The organism is Afipia broomeae ATCC 49717 (genome assembly GCF_000314675.2).
GTDB lineage: Bacteria > Pseudomonadota > Alphaproteobacteria > Rhizobiales > Xanthobacteraceae > Afipia > Afipia broomeae.
This window is the reverse complement of record NZ_KB375284.1, coordinates 132926-158168: the sequence shown is the minus strand read 5'-3', so window position 1 is coordinate 158168 and position 25243 is coordinate 132926. Positions and strand designations below refer to the sequence as shown.

The 25243-nt window shown below is 62.3% G+C and carries 19 protein-coding genes; 12 read left to right on the top strand and 7 right to left on the bottom strand.

Going from position 1 to position 25243, the window contains the following annotated elements:
- Positions 1–119 precede the first annotated feature (119 nt).
- The 8 genes from HMPREF9695_RS20250 (at position 120) to HMPREF9695_RS20215 (ending at position 11149) form a co-directional block, all read left to right on the top strand.
- Positions 120–2210 (top strand): 3-hydroxyacyl-CoA dehydrogenase NAD-binding domain-containing protein, encoded by a 2091-nt coding sequence (locus HMPREF9695_RS20250; RefSeq protein ID WP_006022765.1) that lies wholly within the window; start codon positions 120–122, stop codon positions 2208–2210.
- Positions 2211–2388: 178 nt separating this feature from the next.
- Complete coding sequence (gene pimA, locus HMPREF9695_RS20245; RefSeq protein WP_006022764.1) at positions 2389–4071, top strand: dicarboxylate--CoA ligase PimA; 1683 nt, start codon at positions 2389–2391, stop codon at positions 4069–4071.
- Positions 4068–5252, top strand: coding sequence for an acetyl-CoA C-acyltransferase (locus HMPREF9695_RS20240; protein ID WP_006022763.1), 1185 nt, complete (start codon positions 4068–4070; stop codon positions 5250–5252). The genes pimA and HMPREF9695_RS20240 overlap by 4 nt, the downstream gene beginning before the upstream one ends.
- A gap of 67 nt (positions 5253–5319) precedes the next feature.
- Positions 5320–6507, top strand: coding sequence for a pimeloyl-CoA dehydrogenase large subunit (pimC, locus tag HMPREF9695_RS20235; RefSeq protein ID WP_006022762.1), 1188 nt, complete (start codon positions 5320–5322; stop codon positions 6505–6507).
- A 145-nt stretch (positions 6508–6652) separates the two neighbouring features.
- Positions 6653–7795 (top strand): pimeloyl-CoA dehydrogenase small subunit, encoded by a 1143-nt coding sequence (gene pimD / locus HMPREF9695_RS20230; RefSeq protein ID WP_006022761.1) that lies wholly within the window; start codon positions 6653–6655, stop codon positions 7793–7795.
- Positions 7796–7977: 182 nt separating this feature from the next.
- On the top strand, positions 7978–8751 hold the full coding sequence (locus HMPREF9695_RS20225) for an SDR family NAD(P)-dependent oxidoreductase (protein WP_006022760.1): 774 nt from the start codon (positions 7978–7980) through the stop codon (positions 8749–8751).
- A gap of 239 nt (positions 8752–8990) precedes the next feature.
- Positions 8991–10499: a glycerol kinase GlpK gene (gene glpK / locus HMPREF9695_RS20220; protein WP_006022759.1), complete on the top strand. Its 1509-nt coding sequence runs from the start codon at positions 8991–8993 to the stop codon at positions 10497–10499.
- 23 nt (positions 10500–10522) lie between these two features.
- Positions 10523–11149, top strand: coding sequence for a glutathione S-transferase family protein (locus HMPREF9695_RS20215; RefSeq protein ID WP_006022758.1), 627 nt, complete (start codon positions 10523–10525; stop codon positions 11147–11149).
- Positions 11150–11218: 69 nt separating this feature from the next.
- Here the strand turns inward: HMPREF9695_RS20215 and HMPREF9695_RS20210 are convergent, their stop codons facing one another.
- From HMPREF9695_RS20210 to metF, 3 genes are all read right to left on the bottom strand, one after another.
- Positions 11219–11767: a hypothetical protein gene (locus HMPREF9695_RS20210; RefSeq protein ID WP_006022757.1), complete on the bottom strand. Its 549-nt coding sequence runs from the start codon at positions 11765–11767 to the stop codon at positions 11219–11221.
- Positions 11768–11942: 175 nt separating this feature from the next.
- Entirely contained in the window at positions 11943–15797 is a 3855-nt protein-coding gene (metH, locus tag HMPREF9695_RS20205; protein ID WP_006022756.1) for a methionine synthase, read from the bottom strand.
- A gap of 4 nt (positions 15798–15801) precedes the next feature.
- On the bottom strand, positions 15802–16713 hold the full coding sequence (metF, locus tag HMPREF9695_RS20200) for a methylenetetrahydrofolate reductase [NAD(P)H] (protein WP_006022755.1): 912 nt from the start codon (positions 16711–16713) through the stop codon (positions 15802–15804).
- 434 nt (positions 16714–17147) lie between these two features.
- Here metF and HMPREF9695_RS20195 point away from each other — a divergent pair, with 434 nt between their 5' ends.
- On the top strand, positions 17148–18167 hold the full coding sequence (locus HMPREF9695_RS20195) for an LLM class flavin-dependent oxidoreductase (protein ID WP_006022754.1): 1020 nt from the start codon (positions 17148–17150) through the stop codon (positions 18165–18167).
- 25 nt (positions 18168–18192) lie between these two features.
- On the opposite strand, the gene HMPREF9695_RS20190 is transcribed toward HMPREF9695_RS20195, so the two are convergent.
- The 3 genes from HMPREF9695_RS20190 to HMPREF9695_RS20180 form a co-directional block, all read right to left on the bottom strand.
- Positions 18193–18819: a glutathione S-transferase family protein gene (locus HMPREF9695_RS20190; RefSeq protein ID WP_006022753.1), complete on the bottom strand. Its 627-nt coding sequence runs from the start codon at positions 18817–18819 to the stop codon at positions 18193–18195.
- A 77-nt stretch (positions 18820–18896) separates the two neighbouring features.
- Positions 18897–19760: a prephenate dehydratase gene (locus HMPREF9695_RS20185; protein WP_006022752.1), complete on the bottom strand. Its 864-nt coding sequence runs from the start codon at positions 19758–19760 to the stop codon at positions 18897–18899.
- Positions 19757–20503, bottom strand: a complete 747-nt coding sequence (locus HMPREF9695_RS20180) for a 3-deoxy-manno-octulosonate cytidylyltransferase (RefSeq protein ID WP_006022751.1) — start codon at positions 20501–20503, stop codon at positions 19757–19759. Before HMPREF9695_RS20180 ends, HMPREF9695_RS20185 begins: the two co-directional genes overlap by 4 nt.
- A 211-nt stretch (positions 20504–20714) precedes the next feature.
- Between HMPREF9695_RS20180 and HMPREF9695_RS20175 the strand changes: the two genes are divergently transcribed.
- On the top strand, positions 20715–21263 hold the full coding sequence (locus HMPREF9695_RS20175; protein WP_006022750.1) for a c-type cytochrome: 549 nt from the start codon (positions 20715–20717) through the stop codon (positions 21261–21263).
- A 27-nt stretch (positions 21264–21290) separates the two neighbouring features.
- Here HMPREF9695_RS20175 and HMPREF9695_RS26465 read toward each other — a convergent pair whose 3' ends face one another.
- Entirely contained in the window at positions 21291–21464 is a 174-nt protein-coding gene (locus tag HMPREF9695_RS26465; RefSeq protein ID WP_167540062.1) for a hypothetical protein, read from the bottom strand.
- Between the two features lies 1 nt (position 21465).
- On the opposite strand from HMPREF9695_RS26465, the gene HMPREF9695_RS20170 reads away from it, so the two are divergent.
- Positions 21466–23349, top strand: coding sequence for an extracellular solute-binding protein (locus tag HMPREF9695_RS20170; protein WP_006022749.1), 1884 nt, complete (start codon positions 21466–21468; stop codon positions 23347–23349).
- Positions 23346–25241: an extracellular solute-binding protein gene (locus tag HMPREF9695_RS20165; RefSeq protein ID WP_041712980.1), complete on the top strand. Its 1896-nt coding sequence runs from the start codon at positions 23346–23348 to the stop codon at positions 25239–25241. The genes HMPREF9695_RS20170 and HMPREF9695_RS20165 overlap by 4 nt, the downstream gene beginning before the upstream one ends.
- Positions 25242–25243: the final 2 nt, after the last annotated feature.

Sequence of the window (25243 nt, the reverse complement as noted above, 5' to 3'; positions counted from 1 at the left end):
ACCGCATATGTGGTCTTCGTTGACAAAGGACGTGCTTCAAAATATCCCTCCGTGTCAAGATGTGGAATTTAATTCCGCACTGCGAAATATTCAAAAAACAGCGCTGCAAGGAGAGTTGTGTGAGCGAAGTGGTCAAGGTTGAACGTCGCGACGCGGTTGCAATTGTCATCGTCAACAGCCCTCCCGTGAATGCGCTCAGCGCCGCGGTGCGCAAGGGCATCGCCGACGGCGTGAAGAGCGCCGAAGCCGATGCATCGGTCAAAGCGATTGTCATTGCATGCGCCGGCCGCACCTTCATCGCGGGCGCCGACATCACCGAGTTCGGCAAGCCGCCGCAGTCGCCCAGCCTTCATGAAGTGATCGAGGTGATCGAGAATTCCTCCAAGCCGGTGGTTGCCGCGATTCACGGCACCGCGCTCGGTGGCGGCCTTGAACTCGCGCTCGGCGCGCATTTCCGCGTCGCCACCAAGGACGCAAAGCTCGGCCTTCCCGAAGTGAAGCTCGGCCTGCTGCCGGGCGCCGGCGGCACCCAGCGCCTGCCGCGCGCAGTCGGTCCCGAGCTTGCCGTGAAGATGATTGTCGGCGGCGATCCGATCGGTGCGGCCGATGCGCTCAAGAACGGCCTGATCGACGAGGTCGTCGAGGGCGAACCCGCAGTCGGCGGTGAAGCTTTCGCGCGCAAGGTGCTCGCCGAGAAGCGTCCGCTGCGCAAGCTGCGCGATGACGATTCTAAGCTCGCTGCCGCCAAGGCGGACAAGTCGATCTTCACCAACGCGGCTGCTGCGGCAAATAAGCGCAACCGCGGTCTGGAAGCTCCGCTCGCCGCCGCAGAAGCTGTCAGCCACTCGCTCGACCAGCCGTTCGATCAGGCGCTCAAGTCTGAGCGCGACCTGTTCATCAAGCTGATGAACGGCGATCAGTCGAAGGCGCAGCGCTATGCATTCTTCGCGGAGCGTGAAGCGGCCAAGGTATCTGGTGTGCCAGAAGGCACCAAGCCGCGTGACGTGAAGCAGGTCGCCATTATCGGCGCCGGCACCATGGGCGGCGGTATCGCGATGTCGTTCGCCAATGCCGGCATTCCGGTCACCCTGATCGAGACCGGCGGCGAGCAGCTCAAGCGCGGCCTCGGCGTTATGCAGAAAAACTATGAAGCCACCGCTGCACGCGGCGGCATTCCTGCCGACGCACCGGCCAAGCGCATGGGCCTGATCAAGGGCGTGGTCGGCATCGAAAACGTCAAGGATGCTGACCTCATCATCGAGGCCGTGTTCGAGACCATGGCCATCAAGAAGGACGTGTTCGGCAAGCTCGACCAGTTCGCCAAGCCGGGCGCCGTTCTTGCCACCAACACCTCGTATCTCGACATCAACCAGATCGCCGCCATGACCAAGCGTCCGCAGGACGTGCTGGGCATGCACTTCTTCTCGCCGGCGAACGTGATGAAGCTGTGCGAGATCGTGCGCGGCGAAAAGACCGCGCCTGACGCGCTGATGACCGCGGTGGCTGTCGCCAAGCGCATCGCCAAGGTGCCGGTGGTGGTTGGCGTCTGCGACGGCTTCGTCGGTAACCGCATGCTCGCCGCCCGCGGCAAGCAGGCCGAGAAGTTCCTGTTTGAAGGCGCGCTGCCGCAGCAGGTCGACGCCGTGCTCACCAAGTTCGGCATGCCGATGGGCCCGTTCGCGATGGGCGATCTCGCCGGTCTCGATATCGGCTGGCGCTCGCGCCAGGACCGCGGCATCAAGTCGGAAATTGCCGACGCGATCTGCGAGGCCGGACGCTTCGGTCAGAAGACCGGCAAGGGCTACTACAAGTACGAAGCCGGCTCGCGCTCGCCGCTGCCGGATCCTGAAATCGAAAAGCTGATCGAGGAAACCACCGCCAAGCTCGGCCTCAAGCGCCGCCAGATCGACGATCAGGAAATCCTCGAGCGCCTGATGTATCCGATGATCAACGAGGGTGCGCGCATCCTTGAAGAGAAGATCGCGGCGCGTCCGAGCGACATCGATGTGGTCTGGCTCTACGGCTACGGCTGGCCGATCTATCGCGGCGGCCCGATGTTCTACGCCGACCAGGTCGGTCTGAAGACGATCGCGGAGCGCCTGTCGTTCTACGCCAAGCAGACCAACGATCCGTCGCTCGAGCCGACCCCGCTGCTCAAGCGTCTGGCGGACGAAGGCAAGACATTCGCGTCCCTCGCCAAAGGCGCGTGATGTTATCACCGAGCGAGCTGCAACCTCCCTCTGCACCCCTCCCCCTTGCGGGGAGGGGTCGGGGGTGGGGGTATCGCGACTTCAATGTCTGCAGCTCACCCCCCTCCCTAACCCTCCCCCGCAAGGGGGGAGGGAACAGAGGCGCTGAGAGTGTCTCGTTAATCAGGATGCGCTGTCCATGACCCATCCCGGCGAACAGTACTATCCGGAGGGCGTGCGCTGGGATTCACCGATCCCACGCGGCACGCTGCCGGATTTGTTGTCGAAGGCGGCCGCGGATTTCGGTTCGCGCACGGCGATCGAATTCCGCGACCGGCCCATTTCCTTCACTGAGCTGCAAGGAATGGTGGATGACGCCGCATCGGCCTTTCTCCGCGCCGGTTATGGCAGGGGATCGTCGATCGCACTGTTTCTGGGAAACTCGCCGGATCATCCGGTGAATTTCTTCGGCGCGCTGAAATCCGGCGCGCGCGTGGTGCATCTCTCACCGCTCGATGGCGAGATCGCGCTCACCCACAAGCTGAAGGATTCCGGCGCGCGCATTCTCGTCACCAGCAACCTGGCGACGCTGCTGCCCACCGCGCTGAAATTCTTCGAGAAGGGGCTGCTCGACAGGCTGATCGTCTGCGAGGACGAGACCTGGGGCGATGTCGGCAATCCGCGGGCTGCGATCCCGGCGAATCCGGCGATCGTTACGTTCAAGGATTTCGTCAAAGGCGCGCAGCCGCCCGCAAAGTGGCCTGAGGTCAGCGCCGACGACATCGCGCTGCTGCAATATACCGGCGGCACCACCGGCTTGCCCAAGGGCGCGATGCTCACCCACGGCAATCTGACCTCGGCGGTCTCGATCTATGACGTGTGGGGCGCGAAGCAGAAGGCCGAGCGCAACACCACCGAGCGCGTCATCCTCGTGCTGCCGCTGTTTCATATCTATGCGCTGACCGTCGTCCTGCTGCGCACGCTGAAGAACGGTGACCTGATCTCGCTGCACCAGCGGTTCGATCTCGAAGCCGTGATGCGCGACATCGAAGTGAAACGCGCCACTGCGTTCCCCGGCGTGCCGACCATGTGGATCGCCATCGCCAGCCTGCCCGATCTCGACAAGCGCGACCTGTCGTCGCTGGCGTTTGCCGGCTCCGGCGGCGCCCCGTTGCCGGTGGAAGTGGCGAAGGTGTTCGAGCGCAAGACCAAGCTCGCGCTGAAAAGCGGGTGGGGCATGACCGAGACCTGTTCACCCGGCACCGGCCATCCGCCGGACGGCCCGGAGAAGCCCGGTTCGATCGGCCTCATGCTGCCCGGCATCGAGATGGATGTGGTTTCGCTCGACGATCCGAAAAAAGTGATGCCGGTCGGCGAAACCGGTGAAATCCGCATCCGCGGCCCGAATGTCACTAGGGGCTACTGGAATCGCGAGGCGGAAACCGCCGAGGCCTTCGTCGGCGACCGCTTCCTGACCGGCGACATTGGCTATATGGATAGCGACGGCTATTTCTATCTGGTCGACCGCAAGAAGGACATGATCATCTCCGGCGGCTTCAACGTGTATCCGCAGATGATCGAGCAGGCGATCTACACCCACCCGTCGGTTCAGGAAGTCATCGTGATCGGCATTCCCGACGATTATCGCGGCGAAGCGTCCAAGGCGTTCGTGACGCTGCGCGCCGGCGCCGAGCCGTTCACCATCGAGGAACTGCGCGCGTTCCTCGCCGGCAAGCTCGGCAAGCACGAATTGCCGGTCGCGGTCGAGTTCATGAAGGAACTGCCGCGCACCAGCGTCGGAAAACTCTCTCGCCACGAATTACGCAACCAGCAACGCAACCAATCTCAACAACCAAAACTTGCAACAGGAGGTCGTTCATGACCGAAGCCGTTATCGTTTCCACCGCCCGCACGCCGATCGGCAAGGCCTATCGCGGCGCGCTCAACAACACCGAAGGCGCGACGCTGCTCGGCCACGCCATCGAACAGGCGGTCAAGCGCGCCGGTGTCGATCCTGCGGAGATCGAGGACGTGGTGATGGGCGCCGCCATGCAGCAGGGCGCCACCGCTGGCAACATCGCCCGCAAGGCCGCGCTGCGCGCTGGTCTTCCGGTGACGGTCGGCGGCACCACCATCGACCGCCAGTGCGCCTCGGGGCTTCAGGCCATCGCGCTCGCCGCGCGCTCGGTGATCTTTGACGGCGTTCAGGTCGCGGTCGGCGGCGGCGGCGAGTCGATCAGCCTCGTGCAGAACGAGCATATGAACATGTTCCATGCGGTCGATCCCGCGCTGAAGGCGATCAAGGGCGACGTCTACATGGCGATGCTCGACACCGCCGAAGTCGTCTCCAAGCGCTACGGCATTTCGCGCGAGAAGCAGGATGAGTACTCACTTGAGAGCCAGCGCCGCACCGCTGCCGCGCAGCAGGGCGGCCGTTTCAAGGACGAAATCGCGCCGATCACCACCAAGATGGCTGTCGTCGACAAGAACACCAAGGAAGTCTCCTACAAGGACATCACCCTGTCGCAGGATGAAGGTCCGCGTCCCGACACCACCGCGGAAGGCCTCGCAAGCCTGAAGCCGGTGCGCGAAGGCGGCTCCATCACCGCCGGCAACGCCAGCCAGTTGTCGGACGGCGCCAGCGCCACCGTGATCATGAGCGACAAGGAAGCCGCCAAGCGTGGCCTCAAGCCGCTCGGCATCTTCCGTGGCTTCGTCGCCGCCGGCTGCGAGCCCGATGAAATGGGCATCGGCCCGGTGTTCGCGATTCCGCGTCTGCTCCAGCGTCATGGCCTCAAGATTGATGACATCGACATCTGGGAACTGAACGAAGCCTTTGCCGTGCAGGTGATCTATTGCCGCGACAAGCTCGGCATCGACCCCGAGAAGCTCAATGTCAGCGGCGGTTCGGTTGCGGTCGGCCATCCGTACGGCATGACCGGCGCGCGTCTTGCCGGCCACGTCCTGATCGAAGGCCGCCGCCGCAAGGCGAAGTACGGCGTCGTCACCATGTGCATCGGTGGCGGTCAGGGCGCTGCCGGCCTGTTCGAAATCCTGCAGTAAATCCGACAGCTTTCACCTCCCCTGAAAAGGGGAGGTGGCCAAGATAAATTCCGAACAGGAGGGTCCGATGGATCTCAGCTTCAGCAAGGAAGAACTGGCGTTTCGCGATGAAGTGCGGGCCTTCTTCAAGGAGAGTCTCCCCGCCGACATCCGCCAGAAACTGGTGGAAGGCCGCCATACCAGCAAGGAAGACATGGTCACCTGGCAGCGCATCCTGAACAAGAAGGGATGGGCGGTGCCGCATTGGCCGAAGGAATACGGCGGCACGGGCTGGTCGCCGGTGCAGCAGTATATCTTCCTCGAAGAGTTGCAGTCGGCGCCCGCGCCGTCGCCGCTGCCGTTCGGCGTCAACATGGTCGGACCGGTGATCTACACCTTCGGCAACGAAGAGCAGAAGAAGCACTATCTGCCGCGCATCGCCAATCTCGACGACTGGTGGTGTCAGGGCTTCTCCGAGCCGGGCGCGGGTTCAGACCTTGCCTCGCTGAAGACCACCGCCAAGCGCAAGGGTGATGTTTACGTCATCAATGGACAGAAGACCTGGACCACGCTGGCCCAGCACGCCGACTGGATTTTCTGCCTCTGCCGCACCAACCCCGATGCGAAGAAGCAGGAAGGCATCTCGTTCATCCTGTTCGACATGAAGTCGCGCGGCGTCACCGTGCGGCCGATCCAGACCATCGATGGCGGCTTTGAGGTCAACGAAGTGTTCTTCGATGACGTCGAAGTGCCGGTCGAAAATCTCGTCGGCCAGGAAAACAAGGGCTGGGACTACGCCAAGTTCCTGCTCGGCAACGAGCGCACCAACATTGCACGCGTCGGTATGTCGAAAGAGCGTGTCCGCCGCATCCGCGATCTCGCCTCCAAGGTCGAGTCGGACGGCAAGCCGCTGATTCAGGATTCCCGTTTCCGCGATAAGCTCGCGGCCGTGGAAATCGAGCTGAAGGCGCTCGAACTGACGCAGATGCGCGTGGTCGCCAACGAAAGCAAGAACGGCAAGGGCAAGCCCGATCCGGCATCGTCGACCCTCAAGATCAAGGGTTCGGAAATTCAGCAGACCATCACCGAACTGCTGCTGGAAATCACCGGACCGTTCGCGCTGCCTTACGCGGACGAGCACGACAAGAGCAATGAAGAGGCGAGCTGGGCGACGACAGTTGCGCCGGGCTACTTCAACTACCGCAAGGTCTCCATCTACGGAGGCTCGAACGAGATTCAGCGCAACATCATCACCAAGGCCGTGCTGGGTCTGTAACGGTTGTCATTCCGGGGCGCGCGGAAGCGCGACCCCGGGATCTCTATCAAGGCTTGCTGTGTGGATTCCGGGCCTGCGCGCTGCGCGCATCCCGGAATGACCGGCAAAGTCATCAAGCGAATGCGTCGAGCACAGGGATTGTAAAATGGATTTTGATTTGTCCGAGGAGCAGCGGCTCCTGAAAGATAGCGTCGAGGGCCTGCTGGCCGATTCCTACGATTTCGATCAGCGCAAGAAGTACGCCAAGGAAAAGGGCGGCTGGAGCAAGGCGGTCTGGAACAAGCTGGCGGAGCAGGGTCTGCTCGGCCTGCCGTTCTCGGAAGAAGATGGCGGCTTCGGCGCGGGCGCGGTGGAAACGTCCATCGTGATGGAAGCGCTGGGCCGGGCCTTGTTGCTTGAGCCGTATCTCGCCACCGTGGTGCTCGGCGGCGGCTTCCTTCGTCACGGCGGTTCCGCCGAACAGAAGGCCGCGCACATTCCCTCGATCATCGACGGCAGCAAGACGCTCGCTTTCGCGCAGCTCGAGAAGAACTCGCGCTACAATCTGGCGGACGTCACCACGACTGCGAAGAAGAAGGGCGCAGGCTGGGTCATCGACGGCGAGAAGTTCGTCGTGCTGCAGGGTGAAACGGCGGACACGCTGATCGTGACCGCGCGCACCAAGGGCGGCCAGCGCGATCGCAGCGGCATCGGCGTATTCCTGGTGCCGGCGAACGCCAAGGGCGTCACCGTCAAGGGTTATCCGACCCAGGACGGCTTGCGCGCTGCGGATATCCGGTTCGAGGGCGTCGAGGTCGGCGCGGACGCCGCGATCGGCGATCCGGAGAACGGTTTGCCGCTGGTCGAGCGTGTGGTGGACGAGGCGCGCGTCGCCCTGTGCGCCGAGGCGATCGGTGCGATGGACGAGTCGCTGAAATCGACCGTCGAGTATCTCAAGACCCGCAAGCAGTTCGGCGTTGCGATCGGCCAGTTCCAGACCTTGCAGCACCGCGCGGCGGATATGTTCGTGGCGCTGGAGCAGGCGCGCAGCATGTCGATCTTCGCCTCCATGGCCTCCAGTTTCGAGGATGCCAAGGAGCGCGAGAAGGCGGTCGCTGCGGCGAAGGTGCAGATCGGCAAGTCGTCGAAGTTCGTCGGGCAGCAGGCGATCCAGCTTCACGGCGGCGTCGGCATGACCATGGAGCTCAAGATCGGCCACTACTTCAAGCGGCTGACCATGATCGAGAGCACCTTCGGCGACACCGACTATCACCTGCGCCGCGTCAGCGAAGCGGGCAATCTGGTCTGACGCCCCTTACCTCTCCCCGTTTACGGGGAGAGGTCGGATCGCTTTTGCGATCCGGGTGAGGGGCCTTTCCTTCATCGAAATTATTCCCCCTCACCCCAACCCTCTCCCCGCAGGCGGGGAGAGGGAGCAGATCGCGGTCGTGTTACTATTTTAGTCAGCAAGCAAGAGGGGAAGACGCGGCCATGACAACCTCACCATTCGATCTCACCGGAAAAGTCGCCGTCGTCACCGGTTCGAGCCGCGGCATCGGCCGCGCTTCGGCGGAATTGCTGGCGCGGATGGGAGCGAAGGTTGTCATCTCCAGCCGCAAGGCCGACGCCTGCGAGAGCGTTGCAGAAGCCATCCGCAAGGAGGGCGGTGACGCCCACGTCATTCCCTGCAATATCTCGAGGCGCGAGGAGGTCGACGCGCTGATTGCCGGCACCGTGAAGCACTATGGCCAGATCGATATTCTGGTCTGCAACGCGGCGGTGAATCCGTATTACGGCCCGCTGCTCGACATCACGGATGACGCCTTTGACAAGATCATGGGCGCCAACATCAAGAGCAACATCTGGCTCTGCAAACAGGCAATGCCGCACATGGCCGAGCGCGGCGGCGGTTCGGTGGTCATCATTTCCAGCATTGGCGGCCTGCGCGGTTCGACCGTGATCGGCGCCTACGGCATTTCCAAAGCGGCGGACTTTTCGCTGGCGCGCAGTCTGGCCGGCGAGTGGGGTCCGAAGAACGTGCGGGTCAACTGCATCGCGCCCGGACTCGTCAAAACCGATTTCGCCCGCGCGCTGTGGGAGGATCAGGAGAATCTCAAGCGCCGTACCGCGACCACGCCGCTGCGCCGGATCGGCGAGCCGCACGAGATCGCGGGCGCGGTGGTCTATCTCGCCTCCGACGCCTCGACCTTCATGACGGGCCAGACCATCGTGATCGACGGCGGCGTCACCACGGCGGCGGTGTAACGTCTTCCTACCCTCTCCCCTTGTGGGAGAGGGTGCTGAGCGGCAAAGCCGCGAAGCGGGTGAGGGGTTTCTTACGGATGGAATGTCACCCCTCACCCGGCTCGAATTCGCTTCACTCATTCTCGCCACCCTCTCCCACAAGGGGAGAGGGGAAGAAGCGTGCTCCATATTGACGCCCGCCCGCGCAATCGCTTTCTTGGCGTTTCGAAACCAAAACGAAAAGCATTCGAGGAAACGGCATGGCGTCCCATATTCTCGCGATCGATCAAGGCACGACATCGTCGCGCGCCATCGTCTTCCGTTCCGACATCTCCATCGCCGCCCAGGCCCAGCAGGAATTCCAGCAACATTTCCCGGCGTCCGGCTGGGTCGAGCACGAGCCGGAAGACATCTGGACCTCGACGCTCGCGACCTGCCGCGAGGCGATGAGCAGGGCCAATGTCACGGCGTCCGCCATCGCCGCCATCGGCATCACCAACCAGCGCGAGACGACGGTGGTGTGGGACCGCGCCACCGGCCATGCCGTGCATCGCGCCATCGTCTGGCAGGACCGGCGCACCGCGGAGATCTGCGCCAGACTGAAAGCCGACGGCCATGAGCCGCTGATCAGCGCGCGGACCGGGCTCATTGTCGATCCGTATTTCTCGGGCACCAAGGTGGCGTGGATTCTCGACCATGTTCCCGGCGCGCGCGAGCGGGCCGAGCGCGGCGAACTGATGTTCGGCACGGTGGACTCGTATCTGCTCTGGCGGCTGACCGGCGGCAAGGTTCACGCCACCGACGCCACCAACGCCTCGCGCACGCTGCTGTTCAACATCCACACGGGTGAGTGGGACGACGATCTGCTGAAGCTGCTGCGCGTGCCGCGTTCGATGCTGCCGGATGTGCGCGATTCCTCCGCAAGCTTCGGCACCACCGTTCCTGAATTGCTCGGCGGATCGATCGCCATTCGCGGCATCGCCGGCGACCAGCAGGCCGCCACCATCGGGCAGGCGTGCTTCACGCCGGGCATGATGAAATCGACCTACGGCACCGGCTGCTTCGCGCTGCTCAACACCGGCACCACCGCGGTCGCCTCGAAGAACAAGCTGCTGACCACCATCGCCTATCAGTTGAACGGCCAGCGCACCTATGCGCTGGAAGGCTCGATCTTTGTCGCAGGCTCGGCGGTGCAGTGGCTGCGTGACGGTCTCGGTCTGATCAAGAACGCGAGCGAGACGGGACCGCTCGCGGATGAAAACGATACCATGCAGTCGGTCTATCTGGTGCCGGCGTTTGTCGGGCTCGGCGCGCCGTACTGGAATCCGCGGGTGCGCGGTGCGCTGTTCGGCCTGACCCGCAACACCGGCCCCGCTGAGCTGGCGCATGCCGTGCTGGAGAGCGTGTGTTACCAGACCTACGACCTGTGGGCAGCGATGCGCGCCGACTGGCCGGAGGCGAAAGAGACCAACACCGTGCTGCGCGTCGATGGCGGCATGACGGCGTCGGACTGGACCATGCAGCGCCTCGCCGATCTGCTCAACGCGCCGGTGGACCGGCCGATGATTCAGGAAACCACGGCGCTGGGCGCGGCCTATCTCGCGGGACTTGGCGCCGGCGTCTATCCGGAGCCCGCGCGGTTTGCCGATTCATGGCGGCTGGAGCGGCGATTCAAGCCGAACATGTCGGACGCGACGCGCACGCGCAAACTCAAGGGCTGGTCACAGGCGGTGAAGGGCGTGCTCGCCTCCGATTCGGAAGCAGACTAGTATCGCGAGGCGGAGATCACCTGATGAATCTGATCGGCCAGTACGACTCTCCTTTTGTGCGCCGGGTCGCGCTCGCACTGCGGTTCTATGGCATTCCGTTCGAGCACACGCCGTGGTCGACTTTCGGCGATGCCGAGAAGATCGCGCTCTACAATCCGCTGATGCGGGCGCCGACGCTGGTGCTGGACGACGGCGAGGTGCTGATCGAGAGCACGGCCATCCTGGATTATCTCGACGAGATATCAGGCCCGTCGCGCGCTCTGATTCCCGATTGCGCTCACGTCCGGCGCGAGGTGTTGCACATCTGCGCGCTGGCCACGGGCCTCGGCGACAAGGCTGTCAGCCTGCTTTACGAGCGTGTCTTGCGCGGCGAGGAATCGAAACGCTGGGTCGAGCGCTGCCGCTCGCAGATCGCCGGTGTATTCGCGAGCCTCGAGGAGGACCGCGCGCGGCACAAGACGCAATACTGGTTTGGTGACAACATTACCCACGCCGACATTGCGGTGGCCTGCGTCATCCGTTTCACGCGGGAAGCCCATGCCGGGATGTTCGATGCGGCGCGCTATCCGGCGCTCGATCGTCATGCGGAGACCTGCGAAGCGTTGCAGCCGTTCCAGGATATCGTGCAGCCCCTGGCGCCGCCGAACTGACACGCCAATGCGGTGGACGGAGTGATTCCGCCCACCGCTTGTTGGTTCAATTTAAATCGCGATCAAACGTTACTGGCAGATGTTCCGCGTGCCCTTGATGAAGGTGCCCGGCTGACACATGAAGCCATTTCGCGCCGCATAATTCGACGACTGCGGAATCGCTATGCCGTTGTAGGTGTAGGTGGTGTCCACATAGCCCGGACCAAAGGCGTAAGTGTCACGATAGGCATAGCCCTCGCGATACGGTCCGCCGAACGGCGCGGTGGCAATGGCGCCTGCAGTATTCACGGCACCGGCTGCGACGGCACCCGCGGTTCCCACTGCGCCGGCGGCAACGGCACCCGGCCAGAAGCCGCGGTTATCCCAGCCGCGATCCCAATCATTCCGATTGTCCACGGCGGCGGAGCGCATGTAGGCCTCGTGACGGCCGTGCATACGGGCGCTGTGCTTCATATGCTTGTTGTGCATGGCACTGTGCTTCATAGGCTTGATCTGTTTGGCTTTGTCACTCTTGCCTTGCATCGCAGCGCGCGGCTTTGCCGTGTCCTGCGCGAGGGCCGGAGTGGCGACCAAAGCGGTTACAGCCGCAGCGGCGGCGAAAAAGCTCACCTTGCTCATGATCTCTCCTTTTGTGAGGTTGAAGCTTGCGGCGCACCAACGCCTCATGCGGGAGGGGGTTCCAGGTTCTGCAACAGTTGATGTCACACGCGCGTGAGTTCCGGGAACATATCAATATAACGCGATCGCAGGCCGCGCGACATCAAGCGGTAGATACAGCGAAGTTGAATCAACTTCAGCGCGCGACGGCATCCGCCACCGGCTTGCCGTTCATCCGCAGATGCATCGCGCAGCCGCAGCCCGGGGGATGCTTGGCCAGCGGCAATTCCGCGACATCAGCCTCGTCAGACTCGGGCCGTGCATCACGCGATGGAATGTAGTTGAGGATCGGCGCCAGCCAGCGCTCGATCTCCTCCGGCGTCATCCCCTTGCGTTCGGCATAGTCCTCGACCTGATCGCGTTCGATCTTGCCGACACCGAAATAATAGCTTTCCGGATGGCTGAAATAGAGACCGGAGACCGACGAACCCGGCCACATTGCAAAGCTCTCGGTCAGTGTCACGCCTGCGGTGCGCTCTGCATCGAGCAGGCGGAACAGCGTCGCCTTCTCGGTGTGATCGGGCTGGGCCGGATAGCCCGGCGCAGGGCGGATGCCGGCGTACTGTTCGAGGATCAGTTCGTCGGTGCTTAATGTCTCGTCCGGCGCATAGCCCCAGAACTCCTTGCGCACGCGCTGATGCATCCGCTCGGCAAAGGCTTCCGCCAGACGATCCGCCAGCGCCTTCACCAGGATCGACGAGTAGTCGTCATTGGCGTTCTTGAAACGATCCGCGATCACGTCCTCGCCGATGCCCGCGGTGACCACGAACATGCCGATGTAATCGGGTACGCCGCTTGTGACCGGCGCGATGAAGTCCGACAGCGCGACGTTCTTGCGGCCTTCGCGCTTCTCGAGCTGCTGGCGCAGGGTATGCAGCGTGGTCAGCGGCCTGGTGCGCGCCTCGTCGCTGTAGAGAACGATGTCGTCGCCTTCGGCATTCGCGGGCCAGAAGCCGATGGTGGCGCGGGCGGTAAACCATTTTTCTTCAATGATACGCGCCAGCATCTTGCGGGCGTCGTCATAGAGCGCGCGTGCGGCTTCGCCGACCTTCGGATCGTCGAGAATGGCCGGGAAGCGCCCGGTCAGTTCCCAGGTCTGGAAGAACGGCGTCCAGTCGATGTACTCCGCAAGTTCTTCAAGCGAATAGTCGCTGAAGCTCTTGATGCCGATGAACGCCGGCTTCTTTGGCTGGGTCTTCGTCCAGTCGATGACATGCGCATTGGCGCGTGCGGCGTCGAGCGACAGCCGGTTCTTGTTCTGCTGCGCCTTGAAATGCGCATTCGATATCTTGGCGTAATCGGCGCGCACCTCGCGGGCATAGTCCTCGCGCTTCTCGGCCGAGAGGAGCGAGGACGCCACGCCGACCGCGCGGCTGGCGTCGTTGACGTGCACCACCGGGCCGCGCTTGTAGGCGGGATCGATCTTCACCGCGGTATGCACGCGGCTGGTGGTCGCGCCGCCGATCAGCAGCGGCAGGTCGAGCCCCTGACGCTCCAGTTCGGAGGCCATGAACACCATCTCGTCCAGCGAGGGCGTAATCAGGCCGGAAAGGCCGATGATATCGGCGTTCTCGGCCTTCGCCGTCTCGATGATCTTGGCAGCGGGCACCATGACGCCGAGGTCGATGACCTCGAAGTTGTTACACTGAAGCACGATGCCGACAATGTTCTTGCCGATGTCGTGGACGTCGCCCTTCACGGTGGCGAGCACGATCTTGCCGGCGGAATTACGGCCGTCACCGGCAATGCCGGCGGCAAGGTTGTCGGCCTTTTCCTTTTCCATGAACGGCATCAGATAGGCGACCGCCTGCTTCATGACGCGGGCGGACTTCACCACCTGCGGCAGGAACATCTTTCCGGCGCCGAACAGGTCGCCGACGACATTCATGCCGTCCATCAGCGGGCCTTCGATCACATGCAGCGGCCGCTCCACCGTGAGGCGCGCGGCTTCGGTGTCGACGTCGATGTATTCGGTGATGCCGTTGACCAACGCGTGGCTCAGGCGCTTCTCCACCGGCCATTCGCGCCAGGCGAGATCCTGTTCCTTGACCTGCTTGCCCTGGCCGCGGAATTTTTCCGCAAGTTCAAGCAATCGCTCCGATGCGCCGGGATCGCGGTTGAGGATGACGTCCTCGCAGACCTGACGCAGTTCGGGATCGATGTCGTCATAGATCACCATCTGCCCGGCATTGACGATGCCCATGTCCATGCCGGCCTTGATGGCGTGATACAGGAACACCGAATGCATCGCCTCACGCACCGGCTCGTTGCCGCGGAACGAGAACGACAGGTTGGAGACGCCGCCGGAAATATGCGCATGCGGCAGGTTCTGGCGGATCCAGCGCGTGGCTTCGATGAAATCGACGCCGTAATTGTTGTGCTCTTCGAGACCGGTGGCGATGGCGAAGATATTCGGATCGAAGATGATGTCCTGCGGCGGGAAATCGAGCTTCTCGACCAGGAGGTCGTAGGCGCGTTTGCAGATTTCGATCTTGCGCTCGAAGGTATCGGCCTGTCCGACTTCGTCGAAGGCCATCACGACCACAGCCGCGCCGTGACGGCGTGCGATTCCTGCTTCATGCAGGAATTTGTCGACACCTTCCTTCATGGAAATCGAGTTGACGATCGGCTTGCCCTGAACGCATTTCAGGCCGGCCTCGATCACGTCGAATTTCGACGAGTCGATCATCACCGGCACCCGGGCGATGTCCGGCTCCGAGGCGACCAGATTGAGGAAGTCGATCATCGCCTGCTTGGAGTCGAGCAGGCCCTCGTCCATGTTGACGTCGATGACCTGCGCGCCGTTCTCGACCTGATCCCGCGCGACCTGAAGGGCGGCGGTGTAATCGCCGTTCTTGATCAGCTTGCGGAAGCGGGCCGAGCCTGTGACGTTGGTGCGCTCGCCGACGTTGACGAACGGAATGTCGGAGGTGAGGTTGAATGGCTCCAATCCTGACAATCGCAGCAGCGGCGGAATTTCGGGAACGATGCGCGGCTTGTGCGGCGCGCAGGCCTCGGCAATCGCCTTGATGTGTGCGGGCGTGGTGCCGCAGCAGCCGCCGACCACATTGACCAGGCCGGCCTGCGCGAACTCGCCGACCAGGCGCGCCATGTAGTCCGGGCTCTCGTCATACTGGCCGAATTCGTTCGGCAGGCCCGCGTTCGGATAAGCACAAACAAGCGTGTCCGCGACGCGGCCGATATCGGCGATATGCGCGCGCAGGTCTTCCGCGCCCAGCGCACAGTTGAAGCCGATGGTGATCGGATTGGCGTGCTGCACCGAATACCAGAATGCTTCCGGCAACTGGCCCGACAGCAGGCGGCCTGATTTATCGGTGATGGTGCCGGACACCATCACCGGCACATGGATGCCGCGCGCTTCGGTGATCTCGGCGATGGCGTAGAGCGCCGCCTTGGCGTTGAGCGTGTCGAAAATGGTCTCGACCAGCAGGATATCCGCGCCGCCGTCGAGCAATCCGTTGATCTGTTCGCTGTAGGCGATGCGCAGGTCGTCGAAGGTCACGGCGCGGTAGCCGGGATTGGCGACGTCCGGCGAAATCGACGCGGTGCGGTTGGTCGGGCCGAGAGCGCCTGCGACGAAACGCGGCTTGCCGTCCTTCGCAGTCGCACGGTTGGCGGCGTTGCGCGCCAGCCTGGCGCCGTCGCGATTCAGTTCATAGGCGAGGTCGACCATGTCGTAGTCGGCCTGCGCGATGGAGGTCGACGAGAAGGTGTTGGTCGCGACGATGTCCGCGCCGGCGTCGAGATAGGCGAAATGGATGTCTTCGATCGCCTGCGGCTGGGTGAGGATGAGAAGATCGTTGTTGCCTTTGACGTCGCGATGGAAGTCCTTGAAGCGCTCGCCGCGGAAGGCCGCTTCGTCGAACTGAAGCCCCTGGATCATGGTGCCCATCGCGCCGTCGAGCACGAGGATTTTCTCGCGGGCAAGCGCGCGGAATTGTTCGGCGACCGGAGATGTTTTTTTCGTCATGGGATCACGCGGCTTTCTGCGCACCGTTGGGACGAATTCCCAGAAGGTGGCTGATGGCGAACACAAGATCCGCACGGTTCATCGTATAAAAGTGAAAATTCTCGACGCCGTGTTTGGCGAGCTTCTGCACCTGACCGGCGGCGACAGTCGCCGCGACCAGACGGCGCGTGTCGGCATCGTCGTCGAGTCCTTCGAATTTTGCCGACAGCCATTCCGGCATTGTTGCGCCGGCGCGCTTGGCGAAATTGGACGCCATCTTGAAGTTCTGCACCGGCAGGATTCCGGGAACGATCGGAATCGTGATGCCGGCGGCGCGGACGCGGTCGAGATAACGGAAGTAGAGATCGTTATCGAAAAAGAACTGGGTGATGGCGCGGGTCGCGCCGGCATCGACCTTGGCTTTCAGCGCGTCGATATCGGCCTCGAGCGTAGCGCTTTCGGGATGCTTCTCGGGATACGCCGAGACGCTGACTTCCATATCGGGATGATGACGCTTGATGCTGGCGACGAGATCGGCGGAGCTTTGATAGCCCTCGGGATGCGCGGTGTAGGCATTGCCGATGCCGCTCACCGGATCGCCGCGCAGCGCCACGATGTGGCGGACGCCGACGTCATGATAGCGCGCGACAACGTCATCGATGTCCGCCTTGGTGGCGTCGACACAGGTCAGATGCGCGGCGGGCGTGAGTTTGGTCTCGGAGAGGATGCGCGCGATGGTGGAATGGGTGCGTTCGCGGGTCGAGCCGCCGGCGCCGTAGGTCACCGAAACGAAGTTCGGCGTCAGCGGTGCAAGCCGGTTGATGACTTCCCAGAGATTGCGCTCCATCTCTTCCGTCTTGGGCGGAAAGAACTCGAAGGAAATCGCCGGACGTTTTTGCCCCTGCGATCCGGCCGGGGCGGTTGCTTCGCTCGTCACGCTTCTCAACTCCACATCTCGATGGCGGCGCGGGGCCGGAATGGGCAGCGGCCTCTGCGAACTGGGTGCGCCTTCATTCCGCCCTTTGGGCCGGACTTCGTCACCGTTTCGCCATTCCGGACAAAATATGCGAAAGACCGCGTTTCCGACAGCCCATCCGTTAGGCTTTGGCTGTGGGAAATTGCCCAATGTATGCCATTTGCCGAAAGGATGAAGGCCGCCGGCGAATGCCGTAGAGGCAAAAGATTCGATATTTTTCCAACGAAACCGGCAATTTAGCGCATTTTTCGGATAAAACAGCGTGTTTGTAGTGGGCAGATATTCATGGGCCTAATCAATCTGTCATATATTTGCCCACTCGGTTTTGGCAACCGGCTCGATGGCATGCCCGGGCGACGCGTTGTCAGGCGCCTGCGAGTGACTAATTTGGCTTCATGACCCCGCTTTCCGTTCTCGACCTTTCGGTCGTCACCACCGGCACCAAACCTTCCCAGTCGCTGCGCAACAGCATCGATCTGGCGAAGCATGCCGACCGCCTCGGCTACACGCGCTACTGGCTGGCGGAGCATCACAGTCTTTCCTCGGTTGCGAGCCCCGCGCCCGAGATCATGATCGGGCAGATCGCAGCGGCGACGCAGCGCATCCGTGTCGGCTCCGGCGGCGTGATGCTGCCGAACCACGCGCCGCTGATGGTCGCCGAGCGGTTCAAGATGCTGGAAGCGCTGTTTCCAGGCCGCATCGATCTCGGCCTCGGCCGTGCGCCCGGCACCGATCAGACGACGATGCATGCACTGCGTCAGCGGTTCGATCCGCGCGGCGGCGACGATTTCATCGAGCGCCTTGTCGAACTGACGTTATGGGAGACGCGCAACTTCCCCGACGGCCATCCCTATCACAACGTGATTGCGATGCCCGAGGATGCGCCGCTGCCGCCGATCTGGCTGCTGGGATCGAGCGACTACAGCGCGCAGCTTGCAGCTCAGGTCGGCATGGGCTTCGCGTTCGCGCATCACTTCGCCTCGCACGATGCGGCCGATGCGATGATTCACTATCGTGCTCATTTCAAGCCGTCGAACTGGCGCGAAACGCCGTATGCCATTCTTGCGATTGCCGTGATCATGGCGGAGACGGATGCAGAGGCAGACCGGCTGGCATCGTCCGCCGATCTCAATCGTCTGCTGCGCGATCGCGGGCAGTATCGCCCGCTGCCGAGCATCGAGGAGGCGCAGGCCTATCCCTACTCGGACGCCGAGCGCGCCAGCATTGCGCGCAATCGCTCGCGGCTGTTCGTCGGCTCACCGCAGACGGTGATGGAGAAAATCACGCCGCTGATCGAGACCTGCAAGGCCGACGAGGTGATGGTGATCACTGCGACCTACGATCACGATGCACGCAAGCGTTCATACAGTCTGCTGGCGGACGCGTTCGGCATCGGCAAACAGGCGGCGGCTTGAGACGGCGATTCTGTTTTGAGACGCCTTAACTCAGAGGCGGCGAGACGTACCGCCGAAAGCCGTCGCGTTCTTGCAGGTTGCCATACCAACGCTCCAGGTTCGGCATCGGCGGCGGGTTAATTTCTGTAATTCCGAACCATCGGCGCGCATAGGCTCCGAGCACGATATCTGCGAGGGTGAACTGCTCCGCCTCGACAAAGCTGCGGCTTGCGAGGTGCCGGTCAAGCATGGCCCACAGGGCAGCGACTGCGTCCACGTTCGCCTGCAAGGCGGCGCTGTCCCTCAGAGCGGGTGCCGTGCGGATATAGCCCCAGAATACAGGCCGTTCGGCCGGCTGTAATGTCGTGAGCGCCCAATCAAGCCAGCGCTCGACGCGGGCCCGGTCCTTCGGCGCGGCAGGATAAATAGAATTTGTCGGCGCATACTGGAGAACCAGGTAGCGTATGATGGCATTGGATTCCCAAAGCTGGAAATCGCCGTCCTCGATTGTAGGCACGCGGCCGTTGGGATTCATTGCGAGATAAGCAGGCTTGTCGTTGACGCCGAACTGCATTCCAGCGTCGAGTCGCTCAAAGGGCAGGTTGAGCTCTGCGCAGCACCACAGAACTTTCTGCACATTGACCGAATTGGCGCGGCCCCAAATGCGTAGCATAGGCGATTGCCTCCCGGATGCGCGTGGTTACGGCGTTTTGCGTTTGGCTGTTCGTCAGCGCGAGCGCACGTGTTTGCTTATTCCGCAGCCTTTTCCGTGAATGCGACGCGGAACGGATGCGCCGGATAGACCCCGACGATCCGCAGTTCTTTCGAGAAGAATTTAAGTTCTTCCAGTGCATAGGCGAGATTTTTGTCGTCCGGGTGACCGTCGACATCGGCATAGAACTGCGTGGCGAAGAAGTTGCCTTCCACCATGTAGCTCTCGAGCTTGGTTATGTTGACGCCGTTGGTGGCAAAGCCGCCCATCGCCTTGTAGAGCGCCGCCGGAAGGTTGCGCACCCGGAAAACAAAAGTCGTCACCAGCGGGCCGGAGCCCTGCGCGGCCCAGAGCTGCTCGCGCGCCAGAATGACGAAGCGCGTGGTATTGTGAGCTTCGTCTTCGATGTCCTCGGCCAGAATGTCGAGACCATAGATGTCCGCAGCAAGACGCGAGGCAATTGCCGCGCAGCTCTTATCGCCGCGCTCCGCGATAAGGCGCGCTGCGCCCGCTGTGTCGCTCGCGACAATCGGTTTGATGCCGAGCTTGCGGATGATGTTGCGGCATTGCCCGATGGCGTGGACATGGCTTTCAACCGTTTTGATGCCGTCAAGCTTTGCGCCGCGCGGACCCATCAATTGATGGCGGATCGGCAGAAACCATTCGCCGACGATGAACAGTCCCGACTGCGGCAGCAGGTGATGAATGTCTGCGACGCGGCCAGCCAGCGAGTTCTCGATCGGAATCATGCCGAGGCCGGCTTCGCCCGACGAGATCGCCGCCAGTGCATCCTCGAAGGTGGCGCAAGGCAGCGGCGTGGCGTCTGGAAAGGCTTCCGCAATCGCGATGTGCGAGTTGGCTCCGGGCTCGCCCTGGAAGGCGATTTTCATCGATTTGGTCATTGTGCTTTGCCTGCCAGCATTTGCCGCGCGGTCTCAAGATCGTGAGGCGTATCGACGCCCAGCGGCACCGTGTCAACCACCGTCACGTCGATCCGCATGCCGGCCTCGAGGGCGCGAAGCTGTTCGAGCTTTTCCCGGGTCTCCAGCGGCGAGGGCGGCAGGGCGACGAACCGCGCCAGCGCGCTCCGGCGATAGGCATAAAGCCCGATGTGATGATAGCGCGGGCCGTCTCCATAGGGAGCCGTCGCCCGCGTGAAATACAGCGCCCGTAAACGGGCAACGCTCAGCGGCGATCCGATGACCTTCACCACGTTCGGATTGGTGTGTTCCTCGTCCTTGGCGATCACGGCGGCCAGCGTGGCGATATCGACTTCGGGATCGGCAAGCGGCGCCAGCACGGCGCGAATGTCCTCGGCCGCGATAGTGGGCAGATCGCCCTGCACATTGATGATGGTGTCGATCTGTCCTGCACTATCGATGGTCTGAAGCGCCTCGAAAATCCGGTCGGACCCGGACGGATGATCTGCGCGGGTCATGACGGCCTCGCCACCATGCGCCGTGACAATTTCGGCGATCTCCGGTGCGTCGGTCGCCACAACCACGCGGCCGATTCGCGCGGCGTCCGCACGGCGCACGACATGGACGATCATGGGCAGGCCGGAAATGTCCAGCAAGGGCTTTCCCGGCAGCCTGGTCGCAGCCATGCGGGCGGGAATCAGCACCAGGGCGCGGGTTTCTTTCATGGGGGACGCTGGGCTCGGGACGGCCGGGTTGGCGAGGAAAATGACGGTGTTTTCAAGGGGTCGGCGCGTTTATACGGGTTGCCAGAAGGCAGGCAAACCGTTATCTCGATCCCGCTGCCTGTATTGCGCTGCACGCCTGTTCCCGGTAGCAATCCAAGGTCGCTCTGCGCGGCTAAATGTATCGACTTTCCGGCTCGGGGCCTGATCGAAAATGGACTCCTTCGAACTCAACAAGATCATGGGTGCGGTGCTCGCCACCTGCCTCGTTCTGCTCTCCATGAATATGGCTGCCAACGCGATTTTCTCGCCGAAGAAGCCAGAAAAGCCCGGCTTTGAAATCGCGATCAAGGAAGCTGAAGGCGCCGGTCCGGCTGCCGCGGCTGCGCCGAGCGAGCCGATCGAGAAACTGCTCCAGACCGCCTCTGTCGAGAAGGGTTCTGCCGCGGCCAAGAAGTGCGCCGCCTGCCACACCTTCGAGAAGAACGGCCCGAACAAGGTCGGTCCGAATCTTTACGGCGTCATCGACGACGAGATCGGCCATGGCCGTAACGGCTTCAACTTCTCCGCTGCCATGAAGGGCAAGGGCGGCAAGTGGACCTACGATGCCATCAACAAGTTCATCGCCAGCCCGAAGGGCTTTATCCCCGGCACCGCGATGGGCTTCGCGGGCATCAGCAAGGACAGCGAGCGCGCGGATCTGATCGCCTACCTGCGCACGCTGGCCGACACCCCGGTGCCGCTGCCGACCGCCAGCAAATAAGCTCGGCGCGTGACAGAAATTTAATCCTCAAACGGCCAGGTTCGCCTGGCCGTTTTGCGTTGCAATTGCTGCTATTTTTGAGCCGGACATTTCGCCGCAAAGAACGCGCCGCAACGGGCTGGCGTCATATCCAAAAACCGACATAATCGGCCAAGACGTTGCCTCGGCATCTGTTTTTCGATCAGCAACAGGAACATTCAATTTGAGCATTTCCCGACGCGATCTTCTTCAGAGCGGTGCGTTTGTTGCCACGTTTCCGATGCTGAAAGCGGCAGGGCTGGACGTGGTGGCTTCCGCGCAGGCCCAGACCGCTCCGGAATGGAAACATGCGTTGTCGCTGTTCGGCGACATCAAATATCCCGCCGACTTCAAGCGTTTCGACTACGTCAATCCGGATGCGCCGAAGGGCGGTATCGCCCGGCAGATTTCGATCGGCACGTTCGACAACTTCAATCTCGCTGTCGCCGGCGTGAAGGGAACGATCGCGCCCGCGGTCGGGCTGATCTACGAGACGCTGATGGCGCGGTCTCTGGATGAGGCGACCACCCAATATTGTCTGCTGGCGGAGTCGGTATCGCATCCCGACGATCATTCGTGGGTGATCTATCGTCTTCGCAAGGACGCGAAGTGGCATGACGGCAAGCCGGTGACTCCGGAAGACGTGCTGTTCTCGCTAGAGTCGCTGAAGAAATACAGTCCGATGTATTCGTCCTACTACAAGCATGTGGTGAAGGCGGAAAAGGTCGGCTCGCACGACATCAAGTTCACGTTCGACGCGCCCGGCAATCGCGAGCTTCCGACCATCGTCGGTGAACTGACGGTGCTTCCGAAGCACTGGTGGGAAGGCAAGGACAGCGAAGGCCGCAAGCGCGACATCGGCGCGACGACGCTGGAGAAGCCGCTCGGCTCCGGGCCCTATGCCATCAAGGATTTTGTCGCGGGCCGCTCCGTCACCTTGGAGCGGGTGAAGAATTACTGGGGCGAGAAGGCGCCGACGCGCGTTGGCCAGAACAATTTCGACGAGATGCGGTTTGAGTTCTTCCGCGACACGACGGTGTCGCTCGAAGCTTTCAAGGCCGACCAGGCGGACTGGATCATCGAGTCCTCCGCCAAGAGCTGGGCAACGGCCTATAATTTTCCCGCCGTGACCGAGAAGCGCGTGGTCCTTGAAGAATTTCCGATCAACGATTCCGGGCGGATGCAGGGTTTTGCGTTCAACATCCGCCGTGAACTGTTCGCGGACAAGCGCGTGCGCCGCGCCTTCAATTATGCGTTCGATTTCGAGGAAATGAACAAGCAATTGTTCTACGGCCAGTACAAACGCATCAACAGCTACTTCGAAGGCACTGAACTCGCCAGCTCCGGCGTTCCGGTTCAGAGAGAATTTGAAATTCTCAAGGAGGTCTACGGCGACATTCCGCCGGAAGTGATCGCCAAGCCTTACGAAAATCCGGTGGGCGGCGATCCGGAGAAGGTGCGCGATAATCTTCGCAACGCTACAAGGCTTCTGCGCGAAGCCGGCTATGAAGTCCGCGAGGGCAAGCTGGTCAAAAAAGACGGTACGCCGGTCGCGGTCGAATTTCTGCTGGATAATCCATCGTTCGAGCGCATCGTGCTGTTCTACAAGCCGTCGCTGGAGCGGCTCGGCATCACCGTGAATGTGCGTACAGTCGATGACGCGCAGTATCAGAACCGCGTGCGGAATTTCGACTACGACATCATCTCGGACATCTGGGGGCAATCGCTCTCGCCGGGCAACGAGCAACGCGATTTTTGGGGCTCGCAGGCGGCCGACATTCCCGGCTCGCGCAACACCGTCGGCATCAAGAATCCTGTCGTCGACAGGCTGATCGACAAGATCATTTTCGCGAAGGACCGTGAGACGCTGGTTGCGGCGACCAAGGCGCTCGATCGTGTGCTGCTCTGGCACTATTATGTCGTGCCGCAATTCACCTACGGGTTCTCGCGCTATGCGCGCTGGGATCGCTTCAGCCACGCGGAGCTTCCGAAATACGGCCGCTCCGGTCTGCCGGCGCTTTGGTGGTTCGACAAAGAGAAGGCCGACAAGATCGGCAAGCGTTCTTGAGCGGCCTTTCGCGGCGGCGGGTTCTGGTCCTTGGCGGCAGCGCGATGGCTGCGGCGTGGTCGCCGCTGTCGGCCATGGCTCAATCCGGCATCGAGGCCGCCCCCGATAGCCACGGCATGTCGGCCTTCGGCGATCTGAAATATCCGGCGGACTTCAAGAACTTCGATTACGTCAATGTCGGCGCACCGAAGGGCGGCGTGTTCTCGACCGTTCCGTCGTCGCGCGCCTACAATCAGTCGTTCTTTACGTTCAACTCGCTGAACAGCTTTATCCTCAAGGGGGATGGCGCGATCGGCATGGATCAGACCTTCGCGGCGCTGATGGTACGCGCCAGCGACGAGCCGGACGCAATGTACGGCTTGGTCGCGCGGTCGGTGCGGATTTCGCCGGACAAGCTGACATATCGGTTCACGCTGCGGCCTGAGGCGCGATTCCACGACGGCAGCAAAATCACCGCGAAGGACGCCGCGTTCTCCCTGACGATCCTCAAGGAGAAAGGTCATCCGATCATTCAGCAGCAGCTCCGCGACATGATCAAAGCGGAAGCTGGCGACGACGCCACGCTGACGGTCACATTCGCGGCAAAGCGCGGCCGCGATGTGCCGCTATATGCCGCGGGATTGCCGATCTTCTCGAAGGCGTACTACGACAGGAAAGCGTTCGACGAATCCACTCTCGATATTCCGCTCGGCTCCGGGCCTTACAAGGTCGGCCGCTTCGAGGTGGGACGTTATATCGAATACGAGCGCGTCAAGGACTGGTGGGCGAAGGATCTGCCGGTGTCGCGCGGCGCCTTCAACTTCGACGCCGTGCGCTACGAGTTCTACCGCGACCGCGATGTCGCGTTCGAAGGCTTCACCGGCCGGAATTATCTTTATCGCGAGGAATTCACGGCACGCATCTGGAACACGCGCTACGATTTCCCCGCCATCAAGGACGGCCGCGTCAAGCAGGAGCTGCTGCCGGACGACACACCGTCGGGCGCGCAGGGCTGGTTCCTGAACACGCGCCGCGCGCAGTTCAAGGACCCGCGCGTTCGGGAAGCCATGATCCAGGCGTTCGATTTCGAATGGACCAACAAGACCATCATGTACGGCGCCTATGTGCGCACTGTCTCGCCGTTCCAGAACTCTGACCTGATGGCGGAGGGGCCGCCGCCGCCGGAAGAGCTCAAACTGCTTGAGCCGTTCCGCGGTCAGGTGCCTGACGAGGTGTTCGGCGCGCCGTTCCTGCCCCCGATCACCGACGGATCGGGGCAGGATCGGACCCTGCTGCGCAAGGCGTCGCAGCTGTTGCAGGACGCCGGATGCGTCATCAAGGACGGCAAGCGCCGGCTGCCGAATGGCGATGCTTTCCGGGTCGAGTTTCTGCTCGAAGAGCCTGCGTTTCAGGCGCACCACGCGCCCTACATCAAGAACCTCGGCGTCCTCGGCATCGACGCCAGCGTGCGGCTGGTCGATCCGGTGCAGTTCCGTGCACGGGTCGATGATTTCGATTTCGATGTCGCGATACAGCGCTTCAGTATGTCATCGACGCCGGGTGATGCGATGCGGACGTTCTTTTCGTCACAGGTCGCCGACGTCAAGGGATCGCAGAATCTGTCGGGCATCAAGAATCCCGCCATCGATGCGCTGATCGAGCGCATCATCGCGGCCGAGAATCGCGACGAATTGCGCATCGCCTGCCGCGCGTTCGACCGCGTGTTCCGCGCCGGACGCTACTGGGTGCCGCAATGGTATTCCGCCAGCCATCGCATTGCCTATTGGGATGTCTTCGCCCATCCTCCGAACATTCCGCGTTACGCCACTGGCGTCGGCGCGCCTGACCTGTGGTGGTTCGATGAGGCAAAAGCCAAGAAGCCCGAGCAGGCCAAGCCCGTGCAGGCGAAGTAATC